The organism is Nonomuraea sp. NPDC049695 (assembly GCF_040674955.1).
Taxonomy (GTDB): Bacteria; Actinomycetota; Actinomycetes; order Streptosporangiales; family Streptosporangiaceae; genus Nonomuraea; species Nonomuraea helvata.
In genome coordinates, this window is sequence record NZ_JBFANV010000003.1 from 80,665 (window position 1) to 102,799 (window position 22,135).

The 22,135-nt window shown below is 70.2% G+C and carries 20 protein-coding genes; 11 read left to right on the top strand and 9 right to left on the bottom strand.

Annotated features, from left to right (window positions below):
• Positions 1-82 precede the first annotated feature (82 nt).
• Positions 83-880: a PaaX family transcriptional regulator C-terminal domain-containing protein gene (locus AB0J64_RS03870; protein WP_364020144.1), complete on the top strand. Its 798-nt coding sequence runs from the start codon at positions 83-85 to the stop codon at positions 878-880.
• Positions 877-1,653: an enoyl-CoA hydratase-related protein gene (locus AB0J64_RS03875; RefSeq protein WP_364020147.1), complete on the top strand. Its 777-nt coding sequence runs from the start codon at positions 877-879 to the stop codon at positions 1,651-1,653. The genes AB0J64_RS03870 and AB0J64_RS03875 overlap by 4 nt, the downstream gene beginning before the upstream one ends.
• 16 nt (positions 1,654-1,669) lie before the next feature.
• Here AB0J64_RS03875 and AB0J64_RS03880 read toward each other — a convergent pair whose 3' ends face one another.
• The 6 genes from AB0J64_RS03880 to AB0J64_RS03905 all read right to left on the bottom strand — a co-directional run bounded on the left by AB0J64_RS03880 (position 1,670) and on the right by AB0J64_RS03905 (position 6,564).
• Positions 1,670-2,224, bottom strand: coding sequence for a DNA-3-methyladenine glycosylase I (locus tag AB0J64_RS03880; protein WP_364020150.1), 555 nt, complete (start codon positions 2,222-2,224; stop codon positions 1,670-1,672).
• Positions 2,221-3,012, bottom strand: coding sequence for a hypothetical protein (locus tag AB0J64_RS03885; RefSeq protein WP_364020153.1), 792 nt, complete (start codon positions 3,010-3,012; stop codon positions 2,221-2,223). Before AB0J64_RS03885 ends, AB0J64_RS03880 begins: the two co-directional genes overlap by 4 nt.
• A 70-nt stretch (positions 3,013-3,082) precedes the next feature.
• Positions 3,083-3,667 (bottom strand): TIGR00730 family Rossman fold protein, encoded by a 585-nt coding sequence (locus AB0J64_RS03890; protein ID WP_364020156.1) that lies wholly within the window; start codon positions 3,665-3,667, stop codon positions 3,083-3,085.
• An 11-nt stretch (positions 3,668-3,678) separates the two neighbouring features.
• Positions 3,679-4,476 carry a TIGR00730 family Rossman fold protein gene (locus AB0J64_RS03895; RefSeq protein ID WP_364020159.1) on the bottom strand — a complete coding sequence of 266 codons (798 nt, stop codon included), beginning with the start codon at positions 4,474-4,476 and terminating at the stop codon, positions 3,679-3,681.
• A gap of 199 nt (positions 4,477-4,675) precedes the next feature.
• Complete coding sequence (gene dapE, locus AB0J64_RS03900) at positions 4,676-5,731, bottom strand: succinyl-diaminopimelate desuccinylase (protein WP_364020162.1); 1,056 nt, start codon at positions 5,729-5,731, stop codon at positions 4,676-4,678.
• On the bottom strand, positions 5,731-6,564 hold the full coding sequence (locus tag AB0J64_RS03905) for a 2,3,4,5-tetrahydropyridine-2,6-dicarboxylate N-succinyltransferase (RefSeq protein ID WP_364020165.1): 834 nt from the start codon (positions 6,562-6,564) through the stop codon (positions 5,731-5,733). Before AB0J64_RS03905 ends, dapE begins: the two co-directional genes overlap by 1 nt.
• A gap of 38 nt (positions 6,565-6,602) precedes the next feature.
• Between AB0J64_RS03905 and AB0J64_RS03910 the strand changes: the two genes are divergently transcribed.
• Entirely contained in the window at positions 6,603-7,421 is an 819-nt protein-coding gene (locus AB0J64_RS03910) for a hypothetical protein (RefSeq protein ID WP_364020168.1), read from the top strand.
• Positions 7,422-7,427: 6 nt separating this feature from the next.
• Here the strand turns inward: AB0J64_RS03910 and AB0J64_RS03915 are convergent, their stop codons facing one another.
• The 3 genes from AB0J64_RS03915 to fdxA form a co-directional block, all read right to left on the bottom strand.
• The gene (locus AB0J64_RS03915) at positions 7,428-8,084 is read right to left on the bottom strand and encodes a DUF4178 domain-containing protein (protein ID WP_364020171.1); all 657 of its coding nucleotides are present in this window, start codon (positions 8,082-8,084) and stop codon (positions 7,428-7,430) included.
• 93 nt (positions 8,085-8,177) lie between these two features.
• The gene (dapC, locus tag AB0J64_RS03920; RefSeq protein ID WP_364020174.1) at positions 8,178-9,248 is read right to left on the bottom strand and encodes a succinyldiaminopimelate transaminase; all 1,071 of its coding nucleotides are present in this window, start codon (positions 9,246-9,248) and stop codon (positions 8,178-8,180) included.
• Between the two features lie 93 nt (positions 9,249-9,341).
• The gene (gene fdxA / locus AB0J64_RS03925; RefSeq protein ID WP_344993042.1) at positions 9,342-9,668 is read right to left on the bottom strand and encodes a ferredoxin; all 327 of its coding nucleotides are present in this window, start codon (positions 9,666-9,668) and stop codon (positions 9,342-9,344) included.
• A gap of 106 nt (positions 9,669-9,774) precedes the next feature.
• Between fdxA and AB0J64_RS03930 the strand changes: the two genes are divergently transcribed.
• The 8 genes from AB0J64_RS03930 to AB0J64_RS03965 all read left to right on the top strand — a co-directional run bounded on the left by AB0J64_RS03930 (position 9,775) and on the right by AB0J64_RS03965 (position 22,079).
• Entirely contained in the window at positions 9,775-10,011 is a 237-nt protein-coding gene (locus tag AB0J64_RS03930; protein ID WP_364020177.1) for a hypothetical protein, read from the top strand.
• Between the two features lie 11 nt (positions 10,012-10,022).
• Entirely contained in the window at positions 10,023-11,093 is a 1,071-nt protein-coding gene (locus tag AB0J64_RS03935) for an ABC transporter substrate-binding protein (protein ID WP_364020180.1), read from the top strand.
• Positions 11,094-11,196: 103 nt separating this feature from the next.
• Positions 11,197-11,973, top strand: coding sequence for a methyltransferase domain-containing protein (locus AB0J64_RS03940; protein ID WP_364020183.1), 777 nt, complete (start codon positions 11,197-11,199; stop codon positions 11,971-11,973).
• Between the two features lie 112 nt (positions 11,974-12,085).
• On the top strand, positions 12,086-14,269 hold the full coding sequence (locus AB0J64_RS03945) for a hypothetical protein (protein ID WP_364020186.1): 2,184 nt from the start codon (positions 12,086-12,088) through the stop codon (positions 14,267-14,269).
• A gap of 4 nt (positions 14,270-14,273) precedes the next feature.
• Positions 14,274-16,091 (top strand): UvrD-helicase domain-containing protein, encoded by a 1,818-nt coding sequence (locus tag AB0J64_RS03950; protein WP_364020188.1) that lies wholly within the window; start codon positions 14,274-14,276, stop codon positions 16,089-16,091.
• Positions 16,092-16,141: 50 nt separating this feature from the next.
• Positions 16,142-17,992: a sigma factor-like helix-turn-helix DNA-binding protein gene (locus tag AB0J64_RS03955; protein ID WP_364020191.1), complete on the top strand. Its 1,851-nt coding sequence runs from the start codon at positions 16,142-16,144 to the stop codon at positions 17,990-17,992.
• 47 nt (positions 17,993-18,039) lie between these two features.
• Positions 18,040-19,395 carry a cysteine--tRNA ligase gene (gene cysS / locus AB0J64_RS03960; protein WP_364020194.1) on the top strand — a complete coding sequence of 452 codons (1,356 nt, stop codon included), beginning with the start codon at positions 18,040-18,042 and terminating at the stop codon, positions 19,393-19,395.
• A 197-nt stretch (positions 19,396-19,592) separates the two neighbouring features.
• Entirely contained in the window at positions 19,593-22,079 is a 2,487-nt protein-coding gene (locus tag AB0J64_RS03965) for a penicillin acylase family protein (RefSeq protein WP_364020682.1), read from the top strand.
• Positions 22,080-22,135 lie beyond the last annotated feature (56 nt).

A 22,135-nucleotide genomic window follows, 5' to 3' on the forward strand; every position in this document is an offset into this window, starting at 1 on the left:
TCTTCTGTGATGTCCTATTCTCCCGCATCGAGAGCGCTCATGGGTAACGATCTCCTCCCAGAATGCGTTGTCGAGATGTGCGTTGACGTCCAAACTGGACTTCGTGCACGCTCGCGCCGCTCTGTTCGATCTCTACGGAGACCACCTGCGTTCGCGCGGTGGACAGGCGTCCGTCGCCGCGCTCGTCAGGCTCATGAAGCCCCTGGAAATAGCCGCTCCCGCCGTCCGCACCGCCGTCTCGCGCATGGTGCGTCAGGGATGGCTGCGGCCGACCAGGCTGCCTCAGGGCGCCGGCTACGGGCTGACGCCGAAGTGCGTCAGGCGCCTGGACGAGGCTGCGCTGAGAATTTACCGAGCCGGGACATTGACTTGGCCCGGCCGGTGGCACCTGATCGTCTTTGACCCGGTCAAGGAGCGGCCGCGCAGGGAGCGGCTCAGGGCCGACCTGGCCTTCCTCGGGTACGCGTCGCTGTCGGAGACGACGTGGATCGGTCCACGGTCGTCGATCGAGCTCGACCACCTGCTGGAGACCGAGGGCGTGCGGGCCGACCGGTTCGACGCGGCGCTCGAGGGCGACCCGCGCGAGCTGGTGGCCCGGGCGTGGGATCTGGACGCCATCGGCGAGGCGTACGAGCAATGGCTGGCCGAGGCTGTCACGCTGATCAGCGCACTGCCCGATCGGTCTCCCGCGGACCGGGTCTTCGCCACCAGGAGCAGGCTCGTGCACGGCTGGCGCAACTTCCTGTTCCGCGACCCGGGCCTGCCGGCCGAGCTGCTGCCCGCGGGGTGGCCGGGTGAGAAGGCCAGGGCCTACTTCGAGCAGGAGGCCGCCCGGCTGCTGCCCGCAGCCGCCGCGTTCGTCGACAGGGAGCTGATGTGATCCGTTATGACGTGGCCGACGCCGTCGCCACCATCACCCTCGACCGCCCAGAAGCCATGAACTCGCTGACCACGGATGCCAAGGACGGCCTGCTCTCCGCGCTGCGCGGCGCGGAGCAGGACCGCGCGGTCAGGGCCGTCCTGCTCACCGGCTCGGGCCGGGCCTTCTGCGCCGGCCAGGACCTGCGTGAGCACGCGGACAACCTGGAGGCGGGCCGCGGCCTGGCCGACACGGTCCGCGAGCACTACAACCCGATCATCGAGCTGATCACCACCATGCCCAAGCCGGTGGTGGCCGCGGTCAACGGTGTCGCGGCCGGGGCGGGCGCGTCCCTGGCCTTCGCCTGCGACCTGCGGGTGGCCTCGGAGAAGGCGAAGTTCGCGCTGGCGTTCTCCGGCATCGGGCTGGTCCCCGACTCTGGCGCGTCGTGGACGCTGCAGCGCCTGGTGGGCCGGGGCCGCGCGGCCGAGCTGCTGCTGCTCGGCGAGCCGCTCGACGCGGCCCGCGCGCTGGAGCTGGGCCTGGTCACGCGCGTGGTCCCCGCCGACGACGTGCTGAAGACCGCTCAGGAGCTGGCCGTACGCCTCGCACAGGGCCCCACCCTGGCCTACGCCGCCACCAAGCGGGCGCTGGCCTACGCCGCGACGCACTCACTGTCCGACGCGCTGGCCATGGAGGCCGAGCTCCAGGACGAATGCGCCGCCACCCTGGACCACCAGAACGCCACCCGCGCCTTCCTCGCCAAGGAACGCCCGACGTTCCGGGGCGAGTGACGGCCGCGGGGAGCTTTCAGCGCGACCGGGCCACGCAGCCCTCGATGTGGTCGTTGACCAGGCCGATGGCCTGCATCAACGCGTAGGCCGTGGTCGGGCCGACGAACCTGAAGCCGTGCTTCTTCAGCTCCTTGGCCAGCGCCTTGGAGCCGGGGGTGATCGCGGGCACGTCGGCCATCGACCTCGGCACGGGCGCGTCGGGGTCGGCGAAGCGCCACACCAGGTCCGACAGGCCCTCCGGCAGGTCCATGGCGGCCCTGGCGTTGTTGATCGCGGCCTCGATCTTGGCGCGGTTGCGTACGATCCCCACGTCGCCGAGCAGGCGCTCCACGTCCTGCTCGGTGTAGGAGGCCACCTTGGGGATGGAGAAACGGTCGAAGGCGGCGCGGAAGTTCTCCCGCTTGCGCAGGATCGTCAGCCACGACAGCCCCGACTGGAACGCCTCCAGCGCCACGCGCTCGAAGACCGCGTCATCGCCTCTGAGCGGGCGGCCCCACTCGTCGTCATGGTAGGCGATGTACATCGGGTTCGCCGCCATGCCCGTCCAGGTGCATCGGATCAGCTCGGTCACCGGCGCTCGTCTCCGTCCTTGCCCTGCGCGACGCGTACGGCCCCCTCGTCGCCCTGGGGCTCCTCGTCGCCCGTCTTGAGGTCGCTCTCGCCGCTCTTCACTTCCTCAGGCCCCTCATCGGCCCCTTCACCGGGCTCGGCGGACTCGTCAACGGGCGCCTCCGCCGGAGTGTCCGAGTCGTCGGCCGCGGGCTCGGCGGCGGGCTCATCAGCTGAGGGCTCATCAGCGGGGGACTCAGCAGCTGGAGGCTCCATCTCGGCACCCTCGCTCTCCAGCGCGGCTGCCACGGCGTCCTCCGCCGGGATCCGCCACTCCGGGTCCTCCGGCGGGCGGCGCAGGTCGGCGGTGCCGTCCCAAGAGACCGCGGTGCCGCTGGACGACACGGGGTCGCCCGACTCCGGCAGCTCGCGGGCGACGGCCGGCGCATCGGGCGAGTGCTCGGTACGGGGCCCGGCCCCCGGCGCGGCGTACACCTCCTGGCGCGCGTGCAGCCGGCTGGCCAGCAGCTCCGAGACCCGCTGCTCCAGCACCGCGATCCGCGTGTCACGCGCGCTGATGGCGTTGGCGGCCCTGCGCAGGGTCTCATCGACGCTCGCCGTGTGGTATCCGACCAGGTTGACCGGCAGTTGGAGCGCCATGAAGTCGACCGCCGTGAGCTGTCCCGGCTCGGGGAGGTCGAGCGGCGGCACATCAGGCGGGAACGCGGTCAGCTCTCCGCCCCTGCCGATGGAGACCAGGACCACGCAGGCCAGAATGGCGATGGCGGCGATGGCGAGTATGACCAGCACATTGGCATCGTACTCACACCATCGTGGCACTTGCCCCAGCCTGCGAAGTCCCGGGGGGTGAGCACGCAGGTCAGCCTGCGGCCTCGCCCAGCTCGGCGATGCTGGGCCTGACCGGCTGCCCGCGCGACTCCAGGCGGGTGAACGCCTCGTCCACGGTGGTGGTCCAGGAGATCGCGTCGAAGACGTCGGGCCGGGTGAAGCCCTCGTCGTACAGGTGGCTCATCAGCTCCTTGAGCGGGGCGTACAGGCCCCAGGGGTCGAGGATCACCAAGGGGCGGTCGTGAATGCCGAGCACCCGCGCGGTCCAGATCTCGAAGAGCTCCTCCAGGGTGCCGATGCCGCCCGGCAGCACGAGGAACGCGTCGGAGCGCGCGTCCATGACCCCCTTGCGCTCACGCATGTCGGCGGTGACGATCAGCTCGTCCGACTCCTCGTCCGCGACCTCGATGTCCACCAGCACCTGGGGGATCACGCCGATCGTGCGCCCGCCGGCCGCGCGGACGGCCGAGGTCACGGCGCCCATGCAGGAGACCGTGGCGCCGCCGCTCACCAGGGTGTGGCCCCGCTTGGCGAGCTCGGCGCCCACGTGTGCGGCCAGGTCGATGTACTTGTGGTCGATGTTCAGGCTGGAGGCGCAGAAGACGCAGATGTTCACATCGGGGAAGCTTATTGGGGCTCGGCGTACTGGGCCTCGGCGGCCTCCAGCTCTTCCTCGAGCTGCTTGGAGCGGGCCCGGTCGGCGTCCACGATGATGCGCACGGCCTCGTCCACGTCGTCGGTGACGGTGATCAGGTCGAGGTCCTGCGGAGCGATCTTGCCAGTGCTGAGCAGGGTGCCCTTGATCCAGTCGAGCAGCCCGCCCCAGAACTCGCTGCCCATCAGCACCACGGGGAAGGACGTGACCTTGCGGGTCTGCACCAGGGTCAGCGCCTCGAACAGCTCGTCGAGCGTGCCGAAGCCGCCGGGCAGCGTGATGAAGCCGCACGAGTACTTGACGAACATCGTCTTGCGCACGAAGAAGTAGCGGAACTCGATGCCGAGGTCGACGTAGTCGTTCATGCGCTGCTCGAACGGCAGCTCGATGCCGAGCCCGACCGACATCGCGCCGTCGACCTCGCTCGCGCCGCGGTTGGCGGCCTCCATGACGCCCGGCCCGCCGCCCGTGATCACCGAGTAGCCCGCCTCGGCCAGCGCCCGGCCGAGCGCACGGCCCATCCGGTATTCAGGCGTCCCTTCCGGTGTGCGGGCGGAGCCGAAGACCGTGACCGCCTGCGGCAGCTCCGCGAGCTGGCCGAACCCCTCCACGAACTCCGCCTGGATCCGCAGCACCCGCCACGGGTCCATGTGGACCCAGTCGGACGGCCCCTGGCGGGCGAGCAGGCGCTGGTCGTGCGTGGAGCTGGGGACGAGGTGACCGCGAACGACCGCCTGGCCCTGACGGCGTTCAGGACGTGACTGTTTCATGCTCGCCACGGTAGTTCCTCTCGCGCACGGTAGGTGGTCCAAGTACGAAACCCCTGGTGAACCGTGCGAACCACCTCGCTAAAAAATCTTGAAAAAACCAGGGAACCGGATTTCGACTGCCCTGCGTCTAACTGCCGAGGGTGCTGCTCGGGACTGAAAGTGGTCTTCCCCGCCAAATGGCCGGCGAGGAAGGCCACTTTCATTTTGTCAGCCAGTCGAGCAGGGCCCGCTCGCTCTCGACGATCTTCGACAGCGAGACGTACTCGCCCTGCTGGTGCGCCAGATTCGGATCCCCCGGACCGTAGTTCACGGCGGGCACCCCGAGCGCCGAGAAGCGGGCGACGTCCGTCCAGCCCAGCTTGGCGCGGGGCGTGCCGCCGACGGCCGCGGTGAAGGCCGCCGCCACCGGATGCGTCAGCCCCGGCCTGGCCCCCGGTGCGGCGTCGACGAAGGCCACCTCGAACCCGTCGAACACCTCGCGTACGTGCTCCTGTGCCTGCTCGATCGTCAGATCGGGCGCGAACCGGTAGTTGACGGTCACCACGCAGAGGTCGGGGATGACGTTGCCCGCGACCCCGCCCCGGACGCCGACCGCGTTCAGGCCCTCGTGGTACTCGAGCCCGTCCACGACCGGCAGCCGCGCCTCGTACGCGTTCAGCCTGGCCAGCACCGGCTCGATCCCGTGAATGGCGTTGACCCCGAACCACGACCTGGCGCTGTGGGCCCGCTTGCCCCGCACCGTGATCTCGGCGCGCAGCGTGCCCTGGCAGCCCCCCTCGATCACGCCGTCGGTCGGCTCCATCAGCACCGCGAAGTCGGCGGCCAGCCAGTCGGGGTGCTCCCTGGCCACGCGGTTGAGGCCGTTGCGCTCGGCCTCGACCTCCTCGCAGTCGTAGAAGACGTACGTGACGTCCTTGTCGGGCGCGGGCACGGTGGCCGCCAGCTTGAGCGCGACCGCCACGCCGGCCTTCATGTCGGAGGTGCCGCACCCGTACAGCAGGTCGCCCTCCACCCGGCTGGGCAGGTTGTCCGCGACGGGGACGGTGTCGAGGTGCCCGGCGATCAGCACGCGCTCGGCCCGGCTCAGCTCGGTGCGGGCGACGACCGTGTCGCCCGACCTGTCCACCTTCAGGTACGGCAGTGCGGACAGCGCCCGCTCCACCTCGTCGGCCAGCGCGCGTTCGCCGCCGCTCACCGACTCGATGTCCACGATCGCGGCGGTCAGGGCGCGTACGTCCTGCGTCAGGTCAAGCATCAGGTGTCCACTCCGTGTTCGCGCAGCACCTCGTTGAGCGCCGCCTTGTCGTGTCGCTGCCCCGGCTCCAGGCGCTTGAGCACCAGCACGCACGGCAGGCCGAACGTGCCGCCGGGGAACTCCTTCTGCCGGGTGCCGCCGACGGCCACGCACCAGGCGGGAACGCGGCCGCGGGCCAGCTCCTCGCCGGTCTGCACGTCGATCACCGGGATCGAGCCCGACAGGATCGTTCCTGCGCCGACGACCGCGCCCTCGCCCACCCGGGCGCCCTCGACGATCATCGATCTGCTGCCGATCAGCGCGCCGTCCTCGACGACGACCGGCGCCGCGTTCGGCGGCTCCAGCACGCCACCGATGCCGGCCCCACCCGACAAGTGCACATTTTTCCCGATCTGAGCGCACGAGCCGACCGTGGCCCAGGTGTCCACCATGGTCCCTTCGTCGACGTACGCGCCGATGTTCGTGAACGACGGCATCAGCACCACACCGGGCGCCAGGTACGAGCCCCAGCGGGCGATCGCACCCGGCACCACGCGCACCCCCTCGAACGAGCTCTTGAGCGGGATCCTGTCGTGGTGCTGGAAGTCTCCCACCTGCGAGCGTGCCATGCCGAGCACCTTGAAGCTGAGCAGGATGGCCCGCTTGGCGCGCTCGTCCACGACCACCTCGCCGTCCACGACGCGCGCGACCCTGGCCTCGCCCCGGTCCAGCAGGTCCACCGCGCCGACGATCGCCTGGCGCGCCTCCGCATCGGCCGGCGACAGCTCCGCACGACGCTCCCACAACTCGTCCACCACCGCGGAGAGCGGTGCGGAGCTGCTCAGATCACTCATGGCCAGGGAGCTTATCCGGGCCGGGTAGGTTCTTCAGGGTGCGCCTGCGCTTCTCCCGTGGAGTCATCACCATCGCGATCATCGTGATCGTGCTCGCCGTCGGCATCTCCGTGGGCCTCTACCACCTGCTCAAGAAGGCCACGCCGATGGCCGTGCCCGAGGCCCACTGCACGGTGCGCGCCTCGGGCGGCGAGCTCTACCTCTATCCGGAGCAGGCGCAGATCGCCGCCACCATCGCCGCCGTCGCGGCGCGCCGCGGGCTGCCCGAACGGGCCGTGGTGATCGCGTACGCCACGGGGCTGCAGGAGTCGAAGCTCTACAACCTCGACTACGGCGACCGCGACTCGGTGGGCGTGTTCCAGCAGCGCGAGTCGCAGGGCTGGGGCACGAAGAAGCAGCTCATGGATCCCGTCTACGCCACGAACAAGTTCTTCGCCGCGCTGGTCAAGGTCAAGCACTACCGCAAGCTGCCGGTGGCGGACGCGGCCCAGGAGGTGCAGCGCTCGGCGGGCGGCTACGCGTACGCGGAGCACGAGGGTGACGCCAAGATCCTCGCCGCCGCCTTCACCGGGCGTGTCCCCCAGGCCGTCCACTGCTGGTATCCGCCGGCCAAGAAGACCCCGGCGCCGCAGCCCCGTACCGACGACGCACGCAAGCAACTGGCGCGGGCGCTCGGGAGCACGGCCGTCACCACCAAGAAGCGCGGCTGGCTGATCGCCGCCTGGTCGGTGGCGCACGCCGAGAAGTACGAGCTGCGGCACGTGGAGTACGCGGGGGCTTCGTGGTCGAACGACATGAAGCTCGAGGGCTGGCAGTCGGGCGGCAAGTCGACCACGGCCCGGGTCGAACTCTCCTGACGCCCGTCAGGACGCGCGGCGGACGATGGTGATGGAGCCAGGGGGCAGAGGCTGGGCGTAGCTGGCCGTCCAGGACTGCCCCTGGATGCGTTCGAACGACAGCAGCCGCCCGTCCGAGGCGCGGTAGTCGGCGAAGTCCAGCAGGCCCCGCTCAGGGTGCCCCGTGTCGCCCTCGCTGCGGAAGGCCGCCGTGCCGCGCTCGATCGGGAAGAACTCCACGCCCTCCATGATCAACATGCTCTTGGCCGGCACCATGCCCTGCGTGGGCACGTCCGTCCAGAGCTCCACCTCCAGGTGCGGCGGGTCACCGGCGTGCACCTCCACCGACAGCCACTGGAAGCGGCGCGTGCGGTCGCGAAGGAGGTACTCGGTCCACTCCTGCCCCTGCCACGAGATGTGCATGGCACCGAGCACACGTGCCGGGGATCCGTGCACCTCGATCCGGTCGCCGACCCGGATGGTGCGAGGGTCGGTGTAGTCGGTGCCGGCATGCCCGGGCGCGCTCACCGGCGCCGGCAGCGGGGTCTCGATGGGAGCGACCTCAGCCGGCGGCGCGCTCGCACGGCCCTTCCCGTCTCGCCGCAGGGTGGCCAGGAAGGCCCCCAGCAGCAACAGGACAGTGGCGATGCTCAGCCCGAGTACGACCATGGAGGTCATGCTCATCGATCAGCTCGCTCCACTCGCGGTCTGCCTCGGCAAAAGCCCTTATCAATTTATGCGTTTCAAGCCCGTTCGGCTGGCTTATGACGGGCGATCCTACTGGAGGCGGCGCACCGCCGCACCGATCCGCTCATCAGTCGCCGTGACGGCGATGCGGATGTGCCGCTCACCAGCCGATCCGTAGAAGTCTCCCGGCGCGACCAAAATGCCGATTTCGGAGAGCTTGGCGAGCTGATCCCAGGCGCTCTGCCCGTTCGATGCCCAGAAGTACAGTCCGGCCGTCGAATGGTCGATGTGCCACCCGGCCCGCTCGAGCGCGGGCCGCAGCAGGGCGCGGCGGGCGGCGTACAGCTCGCGCTGCCGGTCGGCGTGCGCGTCGTCGCCGAACGCGACCGTCATGGCGGCCTGTACGGGCTGCGGCATGAGCATGCCGGCGTGCTTGCGCGTCTCCAGCAGCCGCTTGACCAGGACGGGGTCGCCCGTCACGAACCCGGCGCGGTAGCCGGCCAGGTTGGAGCGCTTGGAGAGCGAGTGGACCGCGAGCAGCCCCTCGTGGGAGCCGCCGCAGACGTCGGGGTGGAGGATCGAGACGGGCTGTTCCTCCCAGCCGAGCTCGATGTAGCACTCGTCGGAGGCCACGATCGTGCCGCGCTCGCGCGCCCAGGACACCACCTTGCGCAGGTGCTCGGCGGGCAGCACCCGGCCCGTGGGGTTGCCCGGGGAGTTGACCCAGATCAGGTCGACGCGCTCGGGACCGAGCGCGACCGTGCTGTCGGAAGCCGTGCCCACCGCCCCGGCCAGCCGGGCGCCCACGTCGTACGTGGGGTAGGCCAGCTCGGGGAAGACGACCCGCCTGGCGCCCAGGTAGGTGGGCAGCCAGGCGACGAACTCCTTGGAGCCGATCAGCGGGAGCACGTCCTGCTGGTCGACGGTGACGCCGTGCCTGCGGCGCAGCCACCCGGCCGCGGCCTCGCGCAGTGCCTTGGTGCCGTGGGTGAAGGGGTAACCGGGGCTGTCGGCCGCCTGCACGAGGGCGTCCTGGACGATCTGCGGCACGGGATCGACCGGAGTGCCGATCGAGAGGTCGACGATGCCGTCGGGATGTGCGAGCGCGCGTTCCTTGTACGGCTCCAAACGGTCCCAGGGGAAGTCGGGCAGCTTGTTCACACGTTCTCCAGGGTTGTTCTGCCGTACTCATGAGCGCACGCCAACGGGGCGCATCCGGCCAGGATGCTCCCCGTGCGGCGTGGGCAGGACCCGCTAGTGGTCCTCACCCTGCGGCGGCAGGGCTGCCACCACCGAGTGGTCCTTGTCTATCTTGCCGACCTTCGATGCGCCACCCGGCGAGCCGAGCTCCTCGAAGAACTCCACGTTCGCCTTGTAGAAGTCCTTCCACTGCTCGGGAAGGTCGTCCTCATAGAAAATCGCCTCGACGGGGCATACAGGCTCACAAGCGCCGCAGTCCACGCACTCGTCGGGGTGGATGTAAAGCATGCGCTCGCCCTCGTAGATGCAATCGACAGGGCATTCCTCGATGCACGCCTTGTCCAGGACGTCCACGCAAGGCTGCGCGATGACGTAGGTCACCTCGAGCTCCTTCTTCTCCAGCACCATGGCATGACTCTGACCGCGGTTTGCTACGCCCTAGTATTGCCGTGCTTGCCAGCTGGCCGAAACGGAGGGTGGCAAAGTCGTGGCCGCACGCCTCGTCATCGCGATCACAAGTCAGGATATAGGCGCACGGATCACCACCCGTAGGCGCGTTCCAGGGGGATTTCGCGACGCGGTGGGCATCCTCGTGTCGTGGGAGGACGGACTTCTAAAAGTTCGCAAAAAGGACGGCACCCTGGTGGAGATCCAGGAAGAGACGCTGGTGGCGGCCAAGGTCGTACCGGCCGCGCCTCCTCGACCTGGGCGGATGCAACAGTAAGTATTCGTTGTGTGACCGTACGTACCTGCGCCGCCGCAGCAGCAGCCATTCTCGCCAGCGCCGGATGTGGCGCGTCGTCCACAGAGCAGCCCTCGGCTCAGAAGAGCCTGCCGCCGATCAACGTCCAGGCGGGCTCGATGAAGACCGGCTTCACGACCATGGACCGGCTCGTCGAGGCCGCCAAGCACGAGGGCCAGCTCAACGTGATCGGGCTGCCCCGCGACTGGGTCAACTACGGCGAGGTCATCGACTCGTTCACCGACAAGTACGGGATCAAGGTCAACGAGCTGGAGCCGGGGGCGAGCAGCAAGCGCGAGCTGGACGCCGCCGCGCAACTCAAGCCCGACGTGTTCGACCTGACCATGGACATGGCCGTCGCCGGGGCCGACCGGTTCGCGCCGTACAAGGTGCAGGGCTGGCAGGACCTGCCCGACGACGTCAAGGACCCCTCCGGCGCCTGGTACGCCGGGTACGGCGGCTACATGTCCATCGGGTACGACCCGCGCGCGGTCAAGCCGCCCGCCTCCTTCGCCGACCTGCTCAAGCCCGAGTACCGGGTCGCGCTCGACGGCGACCCGCTGCGCTCGGAGGGCGCGTTCGACGGCGTGATGGCCGCCTCCATGCAGTCAGGGACGCCGCGGCCGGAGCAGGGGCTGGCGCTGTTCACCAAGCTCAAGCAGGCCGGACGGCTCACCGATCCGGCCAAGGCCAACGTGGTCGTGGCCTGGGACCACCTCAACGCGGCCCGCAGCGCCGCCCACCCCGACGCCTGGAAGGTGACGATCCCGCGGGACGCGCCGCTCGGCGACTACCACATGCTGGCCATCAACAAGGCGGCCCCGCACCCGGCCGCGGCCCGGCTCTGGGAGGAGTTCGTGCTCTCGGACGAGGGCCAGAACCTGCTCCAGAAGGGCTTCGCCCGCCCCGCGCGCGGCGAGGCGATGCTCATGAAGGGCACGCTCGACACGGAGCAGAACGCGAAACTTCCCAAGGCGCCCAGCCGTCCGGTCCTCATGACGATTCCGCAGGCAGACGCGGCGAAGGAGTACCTCAAGCGGGAATGGACCAAGAGTGTCGGATGAGTCCCTTGTGACTTGATATGTCGTAGGGACGTTCAGGCTCTAAAGTGAGCAGACAGCACGGCCACGGGGGCCCCGATGTCTGATCGAATGTGAGCTGATCGTCTTGCGATACGACACACCGAGTTTGGAGCGGTGGAACAGTCGCGCCTACGACAGCAGCTTCGGCTACGTCTCGACGCAGGGCGCGCCGCTCGTCGACCTGCTGGATCCGCGGCCCGGCGAGCGCGTGCTCGACCTCGGGTGCGGCACGGGCGTGCTCACCGCGCAGCTCGCCTTCAGGGGCGCCGACGTGCTGGGCATCGACGGCTCGCCGGCGATGATCGAGAAGGCCCTGGCGCAGTATCCGGGGATCAACTTCATCGTCGGCGACGGGCACGACTTCACCATCGTGAACCCGTACGACGCGGTCTTCTCCAACGCGGCCCTGCACTGGATGAGCCGCGACCCCAGCGCGGTGATCGCCAACGTGCGCGAGGCGCTGACCCCCGGCGGGCGTTTCGTCGCCGAGATGGGCGGGGCCGGCAACTGCGCCGAGCTGACCGCCGCGATGCTGACCGCCTGGCGCGAGTACGGCCTGCGCGAACCCGAGTTGCCGTGGTACTTCCCCACGCCTGCCGAGTACGCCCGCCGCCTCGAGCAGGAGGGGTTCGTGGTCAGGCTGCTGGAATACTTCGACCGGCCGACCTCGCTCGACGAGTGCCCCGGAGGCGCCGCCGACTGGGTGCGCATGTTCGCCGCGCCGGTGCTCGAAGGGCTCCCGCCCGAGATCGTGGAGCCCTTGCTCCATCGCGTGAACGAGTTGGCCGCGCCCGCCCTCCGCAGGGAGACTGGCTGGATGGCCGACTACGTGCGCCTACGCTTTGCCGCTGTTCGGCGTTGATGCGTTGTACATGATGCGTAGGGCTGTTTTGCCGGACTATGGTCTGTTCCGTGGGCGGCGAGATTATGGCTGCACCGCTGCGGCGGCGTGAGGGGCTGGTGAACGGAACGGGATGAACTTCTGCCTGAGCGACCTCGTACCACCCTTGAGGTGGAGCGACGCCTCGACGATCACGCTGCTCACAGGGCAGCCCGATCTGCCGGACGCGTGGTGGCGCAGCGTGCCCATGACGCACGTCCTCACGGCGATCGGCCCCGAGGCGTTGGGCGAGCTGCTGACGGAGATCGCCCTGGAGCACTGGCCCGCTGCCGCGGTGGGCGACGTCCTGCCGGCGCTGCACGTCCTCGACCCCGAGGAGGCGGACGAGCCCGCCGTCGCGATCGCCCTCGACCGGGCCGGATCGTGGGCCGGGCTGCTCGCGCTGACCAGCAGGGAGCTGGTGGACCAGCCCTTCATCAAGGCGCGGCCGGTGCTGAACACGCTGTTCTCGGCGGTCCTGGTACGTCTCGCGCACCCGCAGGTGGCGCCGCCCCCGCACCCGGCGCCGGTCGCCGCCGCGCACGAGGCGGCGATCGAGCCGGCGCACGCCGCCGCGCCTGAGCCCGCGCACGCCGTCGAAGCGCCGTCACCTGTGGCCGTGGAGCCGGCGCACGCCGCCGAGGAGCCCGAGCCGGCAGCACACGAGGCGACCTCCGAGCCGGTGGAGGAGCCCGACCCCGTGCTCCGGTTCGCCGCCGCGGGATCGGTCATCGACGAGCCCGAGCCCGCCGCCCACTTCCACTCCGCCGGGTCGGTCATCGACGAGCCCGAGCCCGTGGCGACCGTCGACGAGGAGGAGGCGGCGGCTGAGCACGCCGACGCCGCCTCGGAGCCCGCCGACGAGGAGGTCGCGGCGTCCCATGAGGGCGCGCCCGACACCGACGAGACCGGCGAAGGCGGACCCGGCGAAGAGGAGCCCGCCGAGTCGCACGAGCCCGTCGACGAGGCCGAGCCCGTCGGCGAAGGCGACCCGGTGCTGGACGCCGACGCCGAGCCGGTCTCCGACGAGGCGCCCGAGCCCGAGCCCCAGCCCGTGCTGGACGCCGCCGAGGAGCCCGCCCCCGAACCGGCGGCCGAGGAGGCGGCGGCCCTCGAGGCCGAGAGCGCGGCCGAGGAGCCGGAGCCCGCGCAGGAGCACGAGCCCGTCTCCGCGCAGGAGCACGAGCCCGTATCCGCGCAGGAGCACGAGCCCGTATCCGCGCACGAGAACGGCGCGGCGCCCGTGCAGGGGTTGCCGGAGCTCATCGAGGCCGCCTTCGCCGGTCTTGACGACAAGAGCTGGGCCGTCGCACAGAACCGTGTCTTCACCGACGAGCCCTCCGCCGTGGACCAGCTCGCCAAGCTCTTCGCCGTCCCCCCGGCCGAGATCTCCGCCACCGAGGACGAGTTCCGGGACCGCCTCGACCACTGGCTGGCGAGCGACGAGGCGGCCCCGTACCGGGCGTATCTGGACGAGCTGCGCAAAACGCTGGGCCCGGCGGTCCGCAAGGAGCAGCTCATCGGCGCGGCCGACTGGCACAACGTGGAGATCCGCGCCCTGGAGGTCCCCGCCTGGCAGTTCGTGCTGGCCACGCTCACGCCCCAGCGCGAGGCCCGGCCGGAGCCGCAGCTCCAGCCGCAGTCGGCGTTCGGCTCTGTCGAGATGCCTCCCTCTCCCCCAGGCCCGCCGCAATTCCAGGCGTTCAACCCGGCCGTCCCCCATGCGGAGGAGTCCAACGGCGAGGGCGAGCACAAGCCGTACCAGCCGCTGAAGGACGTCTCCCAGACCAGGCGCTGTTTCCGGCAGCCCGACGGCCGGTGGTGGCTGCGCATCGACGTGACCGCCGAGCAACTGGGCGGGGGCGAGTGCACGCTGCCGACAGGGTTCGCGTCGTACCTGGGCCTGTCACCCGGTGAGAGCAGGACGGTCAGGAGCGCCGCCGGCGAGCTGACCATGACCTGGCACGGCAGACCGGTGCTCGAGTCCATCGAACGCCTGCTGGTGGACGTGGGCGCACGCGAGGGCGGCCACCTGTTCCTGACGTTGTCGGACGAGGGCGTGCTCAGGGCCAGGCACCTCCCGGTCGCCGCCCAGGGCGCCGAGAAGATCACCAAGGCGCTCCGCCTGGTCGGCTACACGGCCCCGGGAGGCACCCGGGATCAGGCGGCCCGGGTGATCGCCACAAGGATCGGCATGACCGGGCCGGTCGCCCTGCCTGACCTGCTCACCAGGCTCCGCGAACGCGGGGACCGCGACCTGCTCGAACTCCTGGACTGAGCCGGTGCCGCGGCTCGCGATCGGCCCCGAGTTCCCCAGGGAGCTCAGCGCACTGGCCCAGCCGGTGCGCAGGGACGCCGTGGTCGCGCTGCGCCGGTTCATGCTGAACGTGGCCGGCGCCCCGCACCCCGAGCGGGTCAGGGGCGGCCGCGACCCGCGCGTCGCGACGCTGCGGCTCGCCGAGGGCCACCGCGGGGTGGTGGTGCGGCAGCGGGAGGTGTACTGGCTGCGCACGGTCCTGCCCGACCCCGACGCCTGGTCGTACGCGCGCCGCCACAGGTACGGCGTCAACCCCGTGATCGGCGTCGTCGAGGAGTGGGACGCCGAGGCGCTCGAACGCGTCGAGCCGGCGTTACGCAGGTCGGCCGGCTCCTCCAGGCTGTTCGACCCGATCTGCGACGGCGATCTGATGGGGCTGGGCCTGGATGTGCACGCGCTGCCGCTGTTCCGGCTGATCACGACCGAGGCCGACGTCGCCGCACTCGAACCCCTGCTCCCGCCCACTCAGCACGCCCCGCTGGCCGTGCTCGCCAGGGGCGGCTCGCTCTCCGACGCGTGGCGTGAGCTGCAGGCCTGGCGCGCGACCGACGAGGAGACCGGCCACGTCGACCCCGAGGACCTGCACGCGGCGCTGCGGCGCAGCCCCGACAGGGCGGTGTTCGTCGCCGACAAGGTCGAGCTGGACCGCGTGCTCGACGCCCCCGACTGGTGCATGTTCCTGCAGCCGCCGCAGCACCGGCTGGCCACGGCCGGCCGCTACGACCGCCCGGTGCTGGTCGTGGGCGGCGCGGGCACCGGCAAGACGGTCGTCGCCCTGCACCGGGCCGCCCATCTGGCCGCGCACGGATCGGGCCCCGTGCTGCTGGTGACGTTCTCGCAGGGGCTGGCCGACGACCTGTCGGCCAAGCTCGACCGGCTGATCGCTGACGAGGTCATCCGCAAGCGGATCGAAGTGGACAACACCGAACGCCTGGCCCTGCGCATCGTGGCCGACGCAGAAGGCCGCCGCCCGGCGCTGGTCGGCCCGGAGGCGCGTACGCTGGCCCAGCTGACGGACGAGGCGCTGAGGCTGCTCTCCCTGGCGACGGGCGATCTGCTCGACGACGTGGATCCCGGGCGCAAGCCGTACCGTCACATCGTCGTGGACGAGGCGCAGGACGTGAGCCCGGCCCAGTGGCGGCTGCTGCGCGCGGCGGTGCCGCGGGCGTCCGATGACCTGTTCGTGGTCGGCGACCCGCACCAGCGGATCACCGACACGCGGGTGACGCTCGGCGCGGTGGGCATCCCGGCGGTGCAGTACACGCTCAGGATCTCCTACCGGCTGCCCCAGGAGCTGCTCTCCTTCGCCGTGCGGATGCGCGGCGCCCCGGCCAGCGGCCTGGTCAAGGGCATGACCGACATGTACGGCCTCCGCGCAACGCGCAACGGCGACCGCCCGATCATCAGGGCGTACGACACGCCGGAATCGGAGCTGGCCGGGCTGCGCGGCACGATCGAGTCCTGGCTGGCGGACGGCGTGCCCGCGGACGAGATCGCCGTCGGTGCGCGTAACCCGCGGCTGGCGCGCGAGGCCAGGCGGGCGCTGAGCGGCCTGGACGTGCAGACGTCGACGTTCCAGCATCTCAAGGGCCTGGAGTTCGAGCGGGTGGCGCTCATCGGCGTGGCGGAGGGCCTGGTGCCCGAGCCGCCGCCGGAAGAGCCTGACGCCAGGGCTCGTGCCCTGCAGCGCGAACGGAGCATACTGTTCGTCGCCTGCACGCGTGCGCGTGCGATGCTCTATATCTCCCATTCCGGAAGAGGAAGCCCGTTTTTGTCACTTTAATCACATAGTCTGAACTGCGGATATATGTTCCCATTGCCGGTTGGACCTCAATGAACCTCAGCCTGAGCGACCTCGCGCCACCCCTGCGATGGACCTCCCCTGGTCAGATCGCGCCGATCGTGGAGGAGCCCCAGCTGCCCGAGGCCTGGTGGCAGGCGATCCCTCTCGATCGCGCGTGCGCCATCGTCGGGACGCAGACCGTGGCCGGCCACCTGGCCGACCTCGCTGCGGCCTGCTGGGGTCATCTGATGGTCGGTGACATCCTTCCGTTGCTGCGCTTCTCCGATCCCGCCGAGTCCGAGCGGACGCCGGAGATGCTCGGCAAGGACGTCGTGCAGAAGCTGTTCAGCGGCGTGTTCGAGCGGCTGCTTGAGCCCGCGCCCGAGGCGCTGCCCGTGTCCGCGCCGTCCAGGCCGGACCGGCCGCTGCCCGAGCTGATCGACGAGCTGTTCGGAGCGCTGGACGACCGCCAGCGGGCCATCGCCCGCGACCGGCTCTACGCGGCGCAGCGGGCCACCCTCGACGAACTCGCGCAGCGCTTCTCGGTCACGCGGGAGCGGATCAGGCAGATCGAGCGCGACCTGCGCGATCACGTGGAAGCCTGGCTCGGCAAGCCGGACGCGGCCGCCCTGGTGGCGCACGTCTCCTGGCTGCGCGGCCGGCTGGGATCCGCGGTCCCGGCCGACGACCTCCAGGTCGCCGTGCCGTGGCACCGCACCGAGCTGCGCTCGCTGGGGATCCCGGTGTGGCGGTTCGTGCGTACGCTGCTGACCGGCTACGAGCAGGCCGACGGGTGGCTCGTGGCGGGCGGCGCGGACGAGCTGAGGGAGAAGACGCGGCAGCTGTTCACCGACGGGCCGCGCCCGCTCGGCGAGGCGGTGGCCATGGTCGCCCAGCTCGGCGTGCGCGAGGACGTGGCCGAGCGGTGGATCCTGGCAGTGCCGCAGCTGCGCGTGCTCGGCCAGCACGTGGTGCCGTGGCCGCGCAGCATCAACGAGAAGGCCGAGGCGGTGCTGGCGGTGGCGGGCACGCCGCTGTCGCCCGAGGAGATCCAGGAGCGCATCGGCGAGGACTACAGCCTGGTCGGCATCCGCAACCAGCTCACCGCCGACGAGCGCTTCCGCCGGGTCGATCGGAACAAGTACGGCCTGACGCGGTGGGGCGGCGACGAGTACCTGGGGATCAGGGAGATGATCGCCAGAGAGATCGAGCGGGCCGGGGGCGAGGCCTCGGTGAGCACGATCGTGACGAACCTCACCTCGAAGTACGACGTCAGCGAGAGCTCGGTGCGCGCGTACTCGGGCGGTCCCGGGTTCGAGCGCACGCAGCGGGGCTGGATCAGGGTGGCGGGCACCGCGCCCGGCGGCGAGGCGGAGCCGTACCAGCCGCGTAAGGACGTGTCGGAGACGCGGCGCAGCTTCCGCTCCCGCGACGGCCGCTGGTGGCACCGGGTGGACGTCAACGCCGAGCACCTGCGCGGGTCCGGTTCGCCGCTGCCCACAGGCTTCGCCGCCTACCTGGGGATGGCGCCGGGCGGGCAGCTCACCGCCTCGACACCGTCCGGCGACGTCGTGATCAGCTGGCACAACCAGCCGACCATGGGCTCGATCCGCAACGTGCTGGCCGACTCCAAGGCGAGCGAGGGCGACCACGTGTTCCTGACCGTGTCGGACGGCGGCGAGCTGCTGACCCGCTACCTGCCCGCCGCGCCGGTCGGGATGCCGCCGGTGAACCGGGCGCTCTACCTCATCGGCTACACCGCTCCCATCAGCTCGGAGATGGAGGGGCTGCGGCTGATCGGGGCCAGGATCGGGCTGCCCAACACGGCCACGCGCGAGGAGGTGCTCGCCAGGCTGCGCGAGCGCGGCGACCGGGACATCCTCGGCTTCCTGGGCGGTTGAGCTCCTCGGTCGGGCTGTCGTTCCGCGTCGGCGGTTAAGCTCGGAGAATGCTCCGGATCTACGACACTCGCGCCAGGCAGGTCGAGGAGATCGCCGCGGGGCGGGCGTTGCGCATGTACACGTGCGGTCCGACGGTCTACCGTCACGCCCACGTCGGCAACCTCCGTACGTACGTGCTGTCCGACCTGATCAGGCGGGTGCTCGAACGGCGGCGGGTGCGCGTGCTGGCCTGCCAGAACATCACCGACGTCGGCCACCTGACCGACTCGGGCGCCGACAAGGTCCTGGAGCAGGCGCAGGCCGAGCAGCGCTCGGTGCGCGAGCTGGCCCGCTTCTACGAGGACGCCTTCAAGGACGACACCGCGGCGCTCAACATCCGGCCGCCGGAGCACATGCCGCGGGCGACCGAGACCATCGACGTGATGATCGAGTTGATCGCCAAGCTGATCGAGCAGGGTCACGCGTACGTGGTGCCGGACGGGTCGGTGTTCTTCGACGTACAAACTTTCCCAACTTACGGCGATATTTCTGGAAATCGTCTGGATGCGCTGAAGCCTGCCCACCGCATCGACACCGTCGACCCCCGCAAGCGCTTCCACGCCGACTGGGCGCTGTGGAAGCCGTTCGCCGGGGAGCTGACCTGGGATTCGCCATGGGGCCGCGGCTTCCCCGGCTGGCACGTGGAGTGCTCGGCCATGTCCCTGCGCTTTCTCGGCTCGCGCTTCGAGGTCCATGTGGGCGGCATCGACCTGCGGTTCCCGCATCATGAGGACGAACGTGCCCAGTCCGACTCCGCAGTCGGGCACGAGGTCGTCCGGCACTGGGTGCACGGGGAGCACCTGCTGTTCGACGGGCGCAAGATGGCGAAGTCCACCGGGAACGTGGTGCTGCTGTCGGACGTGGTCGCGGACGGTCTCGACCCGCTCGCGGTGCGGATGGCGTTCCTCGAGCATCGTTATCGGCAGCAGCTGAACCTGACGTGGGACACGTTGCGGGCCGCGGACCGTACGGTGCGGCGGTGGCGGGCACGGGTCGCCGAGTGGTCGGAGTCGCCCAGCGCGCCGATGGCCTCCGAGTACGCGCAGCGGGTGGAGTCGGCCTTCGACGACGACCTGGACACGCCGTCCGCGCTGCGGATCCTGCGGGAGCTGGAGCGTGACCCGTCGGTGGCGCCCGGGGCCAAGTTCGAGACGTTCCTGCACATTGATCAGGTGCTGGGGCTGGATCTCTCCACGGAGATCGGCAAGGCGCGAGTGCTGCCTCCTGGGGCCGGGGAGCTGCTGGAGGCCCGCGCCCGGGCGCGGACGGCCGGCGACTGGGGAGAGTCGGACCGGCTGCGGGACCTGCTGGCGGAGATGGGGGTCCGCGTCGCGGACACCCCCGAGGGCCAGACCTGGTCATGACACCTCGCTGAGGTTCATCAGTAAACGCAGACCGCGCTCTGTTCCGCACGGCGGGTGAGGCGGTCGTTCTCGACCGTAACCAGCGTCCGAAAAGTCCTCTGCCGAGGGTTGTGAAGGCGTCCGGAGGAGTGATCCAGGACTGACAGACTTAGTGCCGTTCGGCGGAGATGGAGGTGTCGGTGAGGCCCTACGCGTGGATGCCGCGGCCGTTGCGGTGGTTCGCACGTGTGTTGACCGTTCTTGTCGCACTGGTGCTGGTGCTGACAGGAGTTCTCGTCTACACGGTGCGGAAGTCGTTCCCGCAGGTGGACGGGTCGCTGCGGCTGCCGGGCCTAAAAGGAAATGTAGAGATTTATCGGGATAAATCAGGAATCCCGCACATCTACGCCGACACCGCCGCGGACCTGTTCATGGCGCAGGGGTTCGTCCACGCCCAGGACCGCTTCTACGAGATGGACTTCCGCCGCCACCTGACCTCCGGCCGCCTCTCGGAGCTCTTCGGCAAGGCCACGGTCGAGAACGACAAGGCCATCAGGACCATGGGCTGGCGCAGGGTCGCCGAGCAGGAGTTACCCGAACTGTCCCAGGAGACCCAGGACTACCTGAACGCGTACGCGAAGGGCGTGAACGCCTGGCTCAGCGCCAACCCGAACGCCTCCGACCGCAGCCTCGAATACTCCATCCTGAAGATCCAGAACGGCGGCTACCAGCCGGAGAAGTGGACCGCGGCCGACTCGGTGGCCTGGCTGAAGGCCATGGCGTGGGACCTGCGTTCCAACATGGAGGACGAGATCGACCGCGCGCTGGCGCTGACCAAGCTGCCCAGGGAGCGGGTCGAGCAGCTCTACCCCGACTACCCGTACGACCGCCACTCCCCGATCGTCACCGAGGGCGCCGTCGACCAGGGCCGCTTCGACCAGCACGCCGAGCCGCGCATTCGCGCCTCCCGCGCGCTCTCCCAGGCCGCCAGGACCCTGGACGCCGTACCGAGCACGATGGGCACCGCGGACCGCGAGGGCGTCGGGTCGAACTCGTGGGTGGTCTCCGGCGAGTACACCAAGAGCGGCAAGCCGCTGCTGGCCAACGACCCGCACCTGTCGCCGCAGATGCCGTCGGTCTGGTACCAGGCGGGGCTGCACTGCCGGAAGCTCTCGGAGGAGTGCCCGTACGACGTGACCGGGTTCACGTTCTCGGGCGTTCCCGGCGTGGTCATCGGGCACACGGACAAGATCGCGTGGGGCTTCACCAACCTGGGGCCCGACGTGGCGGACCTCTTCCTGGAGAAGGTGCAGGGCGACACGTACCTGTACAAGGGCCAGCAGGAGAAGCTGGAGACCAGGCAGGAGCAGATCAAGGTGGCGGGCGGCGCCCCGGTCACGATCACCGTCAAGAGCACGCGGCACGGCCCGCTGATCAACGAGGTGATGGACGACGCGCGGCCGAGCGGCGAGGCCAACGCGGTGGCGCTGCAGTGGACGGCGCTGACGCCGGGCAGGACGGCCGACGCCGTCTTCGCGCTGAACAAGGCGGCCGACTGGGGGGAGTTCAAGGCCGCGGCGGCGCTGTTCGACGTGCCCTCCCAGAACCTCATCTACGCCGACACCACGGGCAAGATCGGCTACCAGGCCCCTGGACGCATCCCCGTACGGGAGAAGGGCGACGGCACCTGGCCGGTCCCGGGATGGACGGGCGAGTACGACTGGAAGACGGCCCCCATCCCGTATGACCAGTTACCTTCGGTGGAGGACCCGGCGGACGGGTTCATCGTCACGGCGAACAACGCCGTCATCGACCCGAAGCGCTACAAACCCCTCCTGACCAAGGACTGGGCGCACGGCTACCGTTCCGAACGCATTCGTGAGCGCATCAAGGAAGCGCTCAAGAAGGGCCCGATCGACGCGGCGACCATGTCGGCGATCCAGCAGGACACGTACAACGGCTTCGCGGACACGCTGGTGCCGGCCCTGATGCGGGTGGACCTGGCGGGGCCGAGCGGCGAGGCCAGGCAGCTGCTGAAGACGTGGGACCGTACGCAGGGTCTCGACTCGACCGCCGCCGCCTACTTCAACGCCGTGTGGCGCCAGGTGCTCGTTCTGACGTTCAACGACGATCTGCCGGCGGGCGCCAGGCCCGCCGGAGGCGACCGCTGGTATGACGTCGTCGGGCGCCTGCTCGACTCCCCGGACGACCCCTTCTGGGATGACGTGACCACGAAGAACCGCAAGGAGACCCGCGACGACATCCTCCGGCAGGCGCTGGCCTCGGCGTACCAGGAGCTCGCCGACCGGCTCGGACCGGAGGTCAAGTCCTGGCGCTGGGGGGACCTCCACCGGTTGGAGCTGGTCAACGGCTCGCTGGGAACGTCGGGGATCGGGCCGGTCGAGGCGCTGTTCAACCGCGGCCCGCTCTCCGTGGCGGGGAGCAAGGACGCCGTCAACGCCACGGGCTGGAACGTCCAGAGAGGGTACGAGATCACCGCCGTGCCGTCGATGCGCATGATCGTCGACCTCTCCGACGTGAACAAGTCCCAGTGGATCAACTTGACGGGCGCGTCGGGGCACGCCTTCCACGACAACTACTGGGACCAGGCGGAGGCGTGGGCGCGGGGCGAGCTGCTGCCGATGTACTCGAAACCCGAGTCGGTCAAGAAGGCGGCCGTCCACACCCTCAAGCTGAGCCCCTGACCGTACGACCACGGTTGTAGACGCGATCCAAACCCTGGGCCGACGCGCCGCCCCTC

What these genes read in the sequence shown, in the direction of transcription:
- AB0J64_RS03895 (WP_364020159.1), bottom strand. Translation starts at nt 4,476, where the DNA reads ATGAAACAGTCACGTCCTGAACGCCGTCAGGGCCAGGCGGTCGTTCGC.
- dapE (WP_364020162.1), bottom strand. Translation starts at nt 5,731, where the DNA reads ATGCTTGACCTGACGCAGGACGTACGCGCCCTGACCGCCGCGATCGTG.
- AB0J64_RS03905 (WP_364020165.1), bottom strand. Translation starts at nt 6,564, where the DNA reads ATGAGTGATCTGAGCAGCTCCGCACCGCTCTCCGCGGTGGTGGACGAG.
- AB0J64_RS03915 (WP_364020171.1), bottom strand. Translation starts at nt 8,084, where the DNA reads ATGAGCATGACCTCCATGGTCGTACTCGGGCTGAGCATCGCCACTGTC.
- AB0J64_RS03945 (WP_364020186.1), top strand. Translation starts at nt 12,086, where the DNA reads ATGAACTTCTGCCTGAGCGACCTCGTACCACCCTTGAGGTGGAGCGAC.
- AB0J64_RS03955 (WP_364020191.1), top strand. Translation starts at nt 16,142, where the DNA reads ATGAACCTCAGCCTGAGCGACCTCGCGCCACCCCTGCGATGGACCTCC.
- cysS (WP_364020194.1), top strand. Translation starts at nt 18,040, where the DNA reads ATGCTCCGGATCTACGACACTCGCGCCAGGCAGGTCGAGGAGATCGCC.
- AB0J64_RS03965 (WP_364020682.1), top strand. Translation starts at nt 19,593, where the DNA reads ATGCCGCGGCCGTTGCGGTGGTTCGCACGTGTGTTGACCGTTCTTGTC.